The organism is Polaromonas sp. (assembly GCF_030682935.1).
Classification (GTDB): Bacteria; Pseudomonadota; Gammaproteobacteria; order Burkholderiales; family Burkholderiaceae_C; genus Polaromonas.
This window is the reverse complement of sequence record NZ_JAUXNA010000393.1, coordinates 1-6,562: the sequence shown is the minus strand read 5'-3', so window position 1 is coordinate 6,562 and position 6,562 is coordinate 1. Positions and strand designations below refer to the sequence as shown.

The following is a 6,562-nucleotide window of genomic DNA, read 5'->3' as shown; positions in this document are numbered from 1 at the left end:
TTCCTGAACCGCTACATCGCCAAGGCGCCCGGCCCGATCAGGAACGACCAGGGCCGCATTCTGGGTGAGCATGTGGGGCTGAGTTTTTACACCCTGGGCCAGCGCCAGGGCCTGGGCATAGGCGGCGTGAAAGCCAGGGGCGCAGACCTCAAGGCCGCGCAGGCGCGCGGCCAGCGCGGCGTGGGTGAACACGAACCCTGGTTTGTGGCCCGCAAGGACCTGGACACCAACACGCTGTGGGTGGTGCAGGGCCATGACCACCCGTGGTTGCAGTCCACCGTGCTCTGCGCCCAGAACTGCAGCTGGGTGGCCGGCACGCCGCCCGCGCCGGGCGCGATGGCCGCCAAAAGCCGTTACCGGCAGCTGGACGCGGCCTGCGAAGTGCGCAGCGCCAGCGCCACCGACTGCGAACTGGTTTTTGCAGCGCCCCAGTGGGCCGTGACGCCGGGGCAATCCGCCGTGCTGTACCAGGGCGAGGTCTGCCTGGGCGGCGGCGTGATCCACAGCAGCAATGTGCGCAACCTGCCGAGTCAGGCATAAAATCGGGCTCCAGCCCAATCAGCCCGGGCGCAAGCAGCTATTTAAAGCATAGCGCTTGCGCCGCCCGGCCAGCGCTTTACAACGCAGTCTCGACGTAGGTGTAGATGTAGTTGGAGCCGCCGCTGACACCGCCCAGCAGGCGTGACCAGCCAAAAATGCCGGAGCGGTGCGACACGCCGAAGCCGATATAGGTTTCTTTCAGCGCCCGCGAGCCCAGCAGGTCGCCCAGGCTCACGTCAAGGGTCGGGTCGAAGTGGTGCAGCAGCCGCGAGGTGGTCTCCCCATTGGCCGCCTGGCTGCTCGCTTCAATGTAGGGAACCCGCTGCGCCAGGGACACGCCGACCCCCAGACCCAGCCTCGTCTTGACCCGGGCGCTCCACGGAAAGCCGGAATAGTAGGCTTTCATGAACAAGTCCAGCTGCAGGCCGTTGGGCTGCAAGCCCCTGTCGTTGTGGTGCGTCAGGCCCGCATAGCCGACCACGTCCACCGGCCAGCCATTGAAGTTCTGGATATAAGGCCGGCCCACCTGGACGCCGCTGATGCTGGTCGGGTTGACGCTGGCGGTCGACAGGCATTGCGCCGTGATGATTTTCAGCATGTGGCAGCCGTCATCGGTGGCTTTGCCGTACAGCAGCTTGAAGTAGGTGGGCGAGCTGGTCTGGGCCCAGGCGCGCTCATGGCCGCCAAAGTCATAAGCCGCGCCCACGTACACGGCGGGCAGCACGCGCTGCTGCACGATGGGACTGTTTTTGACCTGGCTGCCCAGCACCGTGGCGGACAGGCCCGCCAGCAGGCGCCAGCGCTGCGACAAATCGTAGGAGCCGTACAACCCCGCCGTGGTGTTGATGCCGGCACCGGGCGTGTAGGCCGGACGGCCGGGCGTGGCTTCGCCCGCTTGCACGCCGTAGTAATAGTTGTTGAGCCTGGCGTCGCGCAGGGCCACGCTCAGGCTGGGGCGCAAGGTCCAGGGGCCGGACTTCCAGTCGTAGCTGTAACCCAGACGAACTTCGCTGCCGCCGGAAGCATTGCCGGCATCGCGCACCCATTCAGCCTGCAGGTTGCCCCAGGGCTGGCTGTAACGCAAGGACAGCCCCAGGTCGGTGCCGGTGCGGCGTGTCGCCATGCCGTCCAGGCTGGCTGGCAGCTTGTCGATCGGAAACCCTTCGAGCCGCTGCTCGACAAACAGGTCCAGCCGGGGCGCATCGCCGTTCAGCAGCTTCACGCCGGCCCGGTTGGCGTGCAGAAAAATCCGCTCGCCTTCGTAAAGATAGAGCGGCAACAGGTCGTAGCGGTTGCCCGCGTCCCGGTAGGGCGAGACTTCTGTCCGCATGACGAAGCCCAGCCCCGCGCTGCCCGGCTCGGTCAGCACCGTGAGCGGCTCGGTCCCGTTTGCGCTGGCGGGCGTCATCAAGGACAGGCCGAGCGCCAGCAGGGCCGCGCCCGACAGGGGACGTAAAAGACAGAGGCCGGAAGGTCGAAAGCTGTTCATCGTGGGTTTGGTTTTAAAAGACGCGGCACAAACGCCGCTGGGCCGCCCGCGTTGGCAGCAGGGCCTTTACAAAAAAATTTATAGCCAAATAGGCCTCTGGCCCTTATACAACGGGCACCATTAGCTACTGACTTGATAGCAATTTTCCAACTGAAGCCCCGTTCCAGGCCGCCCCCCCGGAGGGTGGGCCCAGCCCGTGCTGAGGCCTTGAGCGAATCAGAACGGAATATCGTCATCCATGTCGTCAAAGCCGCTGGCGGCCTTGGACGGCGCGGGCGCTGCTTGCCGTGGCGCGGGTGCCGGGGCACGGGCCGGTGCTGCGGCCTGGCGCGGCGCTTCGTAGCCACCGCCATCGTCACCGCCGGGGCCGCCCATGCCCTGGCGACTGCCCAGCATCTGCATCTGGTCGGCGCGGATTTCGGTGGTGAATTTTTCGACGCCGCTCTGGTCGGTCCACTTGCGCGTGCGCAAGCTGCCTTCGACGTAGACCTGCGAGCCCTTGCGCAGGTACTGGCCGACGATTTCGGCCAGGCGCCCGTTGAACACCACGCGGTGCCATTCGGTCGCCTCCTTCATTTCGCCGGACTGCTTGTCCTTCCACTTGTCGGTGGTGGCGATGGTGACGTTGGCGACCTGGTCGCCACTGGGAAAGCTGCGCATTTCGGGGTCGCGGCCCAAATTGCCGACGATGATGACTTTGTTGACGGATGCCATGACATGTTCTCCTGATCTGAACTTTAAAGTTTAACTGGCTGGCCGGCCTGCGCGGGCTGACGCTCGCCCGACACGGCCGCAGCGGCATGGCGGCCCGGCGCCCGCATGGGCCAGGCGACCAGCAGCCAGAGCAGCATCAGGCCACCGCACGCCATGAACAGGCCCTCGGGCCCGTGCGCCTTGATGATCCAGCCACCCACGGCGCCGCCGGCAAAAAAGCCCAGCGACTGCGCGGTGTTGTAGACCCCGAGCGCCGCACCGCGGGCATGCGCCGGCGCCACGCGCGAAGCCAGGCTGGGCTGGCTGGCTTCCAGCACATTGAAGCCGCAAAAAAACAAAAACAGCAAGCCGCCGAGCAGGCCCAGGTGGCGCGCCGCCGCCGCAGTTTCCCACAGCAGCCCCAGCTGCACCAGAAAAATCAGGCCCACGGCCCCCAAAAACGCAGCGCGCAGATAGCCCCGCCGCTCCAGGGGAAACAAGGTCAGGCCCATCACCACAAACGAGGCCAGCACGGCCGGTAGATAGACCTGCCAGTGCAGCGCCTTGTCCAGCCCGGCCCCCACCAGCAGCGCGGGAATGGCCATCCACATGGCCAGCTGCACGGCGTGCAGCACAAACACCCCGAAGTCCAGCCGCAACAGGGCGGGATCCTTCAACACCGCCCGCATGCCGCCGCGTGGCCGCCCGGCATGGCGCCGCGGCTCGGCCGGCACCCACCACAGCACGACCGCCATACCGGCCAGGGCCAAAGCGCCGGTCAGTGCAAAAATGCCATGCAGCCCGATGACGCCGGCCAGCAGCGGTGCGGCCACCAGCGAGAGCGCAAACATCAAGGCAATGCTGACACCGACCAGCGCCATGGCCTTGGTGCGCACCTCGTCACGCGTGCAGTCGGCCAGCAGCGCCGTGACGGCGGCAGAAATGGCGCCCGCGCCCTGCAGCGACCGGCCCGCAACCAGCCAGTTCAGGTCGGGCGCCCAGGCGGCCACAAAGCTGCCCAGTGCAAACATCAGCAGCCCCGCCATCATCACGCGCTTGCGGCCCCAATGGTCGGACGCGATGCCAAACGGTATTTGCAGCAAGGCCTGGGTCAATCCGTAAATGCCCATGGCCAGGCCGACGCGGGCAGGGTCATCGCCGCCGGGGTATTTGGCCGCTTCCAGCGCAAACACCGGCAACACCAGAAACAGCCCCAGCATGCGCAGGGCAAAAATCGATGCAAGGGACGCGCTGGCGCGCCGCTCGGTGGCGGTCATCGGAAACGAAAGGGCGGCAGAAGACACGGGCAGAGGGTCTAAAAATAAAGTAATTCAGCAACCTCAGCGGCGCACGGGCCAGGCTGAAGCATTGTGTTGAAGCCGCAAAGCCGACCATACTGGCCGGTGCACAACCCGCCTATTGTGCTTGAAATGGCGCTTCGGTCTATGATGGAGAGTTTTGCGGCGGCCCCATTTCAGTGAACCCTCCCATCGACAGCCCGTACCTCGCCAACGTGCTGGCGGCCCAGCGCATCAGCATTCGCGGGGCGCGCACCCACAACCTCAAGAATATTGACCTCGATATTCCGCGCAACCAGCTGGTGGTGATCACCGGCCTGAGCGGTTCGGGCAAGTCGAGCCTGGCCTTTGACACGCTGTATGCCGAAGGCCAGCGCCGCTATGTGGAAAGCCTGTCCACCTACGCCCGGCAGTTCCTGCAGTTGATGGACAAGCCCGACGTGGACATGATCGAAGGCCTGTCGCCGGCCATTTCCATCGAGCAGAAAGCGACCTCGCACAACCCGCGCTCCACGGTGGGCACGGTGACTGAAATTCACGACTACCTGCGCCTGCTGTTTGCGCGCGCTGGCACGCCTTTTTGCCCCGAGCATGACTTGCCGCTGCAGGCGCAAAGCGTCAGCGAGATGGTCGATAGCGTGCTGGCCCTGCCCGAAGACACCCGGCTGATGATCCTGGCGCCCGTGGCGCGCGAGCGCAAGGGCGAGTTCGAGAACCTGTTTGCCGAGATGCAGGCCCAGGGCTACGTGCGCTTTCGCGTCGATGGCACGGCCTATGAATTTGACGATCTGCCCAAGCTCAAAAAAACCGAAAAGCACAACATTGACGTGGTGATTGACCGCATCAAGGTGCGCATCGACAAGGACAAAGCAGCGCCAGACGCCTCGCGGGCACCCGCTGAGGGTGCGCCAAGCGCCCCGCCGCCCGCACTGCGGCAACGGCTGGCTGAAAGCTTTGAAGCCGCGCTGCGGCTGGCGGACGGCAAGGCGATTGCGCTCGAAATGGACACGGGCAAAGAGCACCTGTTCAGTGCCAAATTCTCCTGCCCGGTCTGCAGCTATTCGCTCAGCGAGATGGAGCCGCGCCTGTTTTCCTTCAATTCGCCCGTGGGCGCCTGCCCCGGCTGCGACGGCCTGGGCCACAAGGAATTTTTTGACCCGACGCGGGTGGTGGCGTTTCCCTCCCTCAGCCTGGCCAGCGGCGCGGTCAAGGGCTGGGACCGGCGCAATGCCTATTACTTCTCCATGCTAGAGAGCCTGGCCAGTCATTACCAGTTTGACATCGACACGGCCTTTGAAGACCTGCCCACCGCGGTGCAACAGGTGGTGCTGCACGGCTCGGGCGAGGAAGACATCAAATTCAGCTACGTCACGGATTCAGCGAGCGCCGGGAAAAAAGTGAGCAAGAAGCACCCGTTTGAAGGGGTCATCACCAATTTTGAGCGCCGTTACCGCGAGACCGACTCCGCCGTCGTGCGCGAAGACCTCGCCCGCTACCGCAGCATGCAGCCCTGCCCTGACTGCAGGGGTACGCGCCTGCGCCAGGAGGCGCGGCATGTGTATCTGGTCGGCACGGCCGAGGGCGAGCCAGGTGCCAGTCATCGAAAAGCCATTTACGAAGTCAGCCACGCCACCTTGCGCGAAAGTTTCAACTACTTCAGCACCTTGAAGATGGAAGGCGCCAAGGCCGAGATCGCCGGCAAGGTGGTGCGCGAAATTGGCCTGCGCCTGAAATTCCTCAACGACGTGGGCCTGAATTACCTGAGCCTGGACCGCAGCGCCGAAACCCTGTCGGGCGGCGAATCGCAGCGCATCCGGCTGGCCTCGCAGATCGGCTCGGGGCTCACGGGCGTGATGTATGTGCTCGACGAGCCCAGCATCGGCCTGCACCAGCGCGACAACGACCGCCTGATTGGCACGCTCAAGCACCTGCGCGACATCGGCAACAGCGTGCTGGTGGTGGAGCACGATGAAGACATGATCCGCGCCGCCGACCATGTGATTGACATGGGACCTGGCGCGGGCATTCACGGCGGCCGCGTGATGGCGCAGGGCACATTTGAAGACGTGCAGGCCAATCCCGACTCGCTGACCGGCCAGTACCTGGCGCGAACGCTGCAAATTGCCGTGCCCCAGCGCCGCACGCCCTGGCTGCCTACGGTCAAAGACGCGCGCGTTTTTGACAAAAGCAAATCGCGCTTTCCGCCCAGCCCGGCGGCAGCCCGCCGCGCCGAGCGCGAGGCCGTGCACCAGGCCACCCTGGGCGAGATGCAGGCGCTGCGCGTGATCAACGCGACCGGCCACAACCTCCAGGGCGTGAGTGTGGAGTTCCCCGTGGGCCTGCTGACCTGCGTGACCGGCGTGTCCGGCTCGGGCAAGTCCACACTGGTCAATGACACGCTTTACGCCGCCGTGGCGCGCACCCTGTACCGCGCGCATGAAGAGCCGGCGCCGCATGAAAGCATTGAAGGCATTGAGCATTTCGACAAGGTCATCAACGTCGACCAGTCGCCGATTGGCCGCACGCCGCGCAGCAACCCGGC

General features: G+C 65.1%; 5 protein-coding genes. 2 read left to right on the top strand and 3 right to left on the bottom strand.

Annotated features, from left to right (window positions below; all coding sequences use genetic code 11):
* Window positions 1–540, top strand: a 540-nt coding sequence (locus tag Q8K05_RS18250) for an aminomethyltransferase beta-barrel domain-containing protein (RefSeq protein WP_370868914.1), incomplete at its 5' end; no start/stop codon positions are given.
* A gap of 76 nt (window positions 541–616) precedes the next feature.
* Here Q8K05_RS18250 and Q8K05_RS18245 read toward each other — a convergent pair.
* From Q8K05_RS18245 to Q8K05_RS18235, 3 genes are all read right to left on the bottom strand, one after another.
* On the bottom strand, window positions 617–2,029 hold the full coding sequence (locus Q8K05_RS18245) for a MipA/OmpV family protein (RefSeq protein ID WP_305248073.1): 1,413 nt from the start codon (window positions 2,027–2,029) through the stop codon (window positions 617–619).
* A 216-nt stretch (window positions 2,030–2,245) separates the two neighbouring features.
* Window positions 2,246–2,743, bottom strand: coding sequence for a single-stranded DNA-binding protein (ssb, locus tag Q8K05_RS18240; protein ID WP_305248072.1), 498 nt, complete (start codon window positions 2,741–2,743; stop codon window positions 2,246–2,248).
* A 23-nt stretch (window positions 2,744–2,766) separates the two neighbouring features.
* On the bottom strand, window positions 2,767–3,999 hold the full coding sequence (locus Q8K05_RS18235; RefSeq protein ID WP_305248074.1) for an MFS transporter: 1,233 nt from the start codon (window positions 3,997–3,999) through the stop codon (window positions 2,767–2,769).
* 200 nt (window positions 4,000–4,199) lie between these two features.
* On the opposite strand from Q8K05_RS18235, the gene Q8K05_RS18230 reads away from it, so the two are divergent.
* Window positions 4,200–6,562 (top strand): excinuclease ABC subunit UvrA (locus tag Q8K05_RS18230; RefSeq protein WP_305248070.1); only part of this gene is annotated, 2,363 nt, incomplete at its 3' end.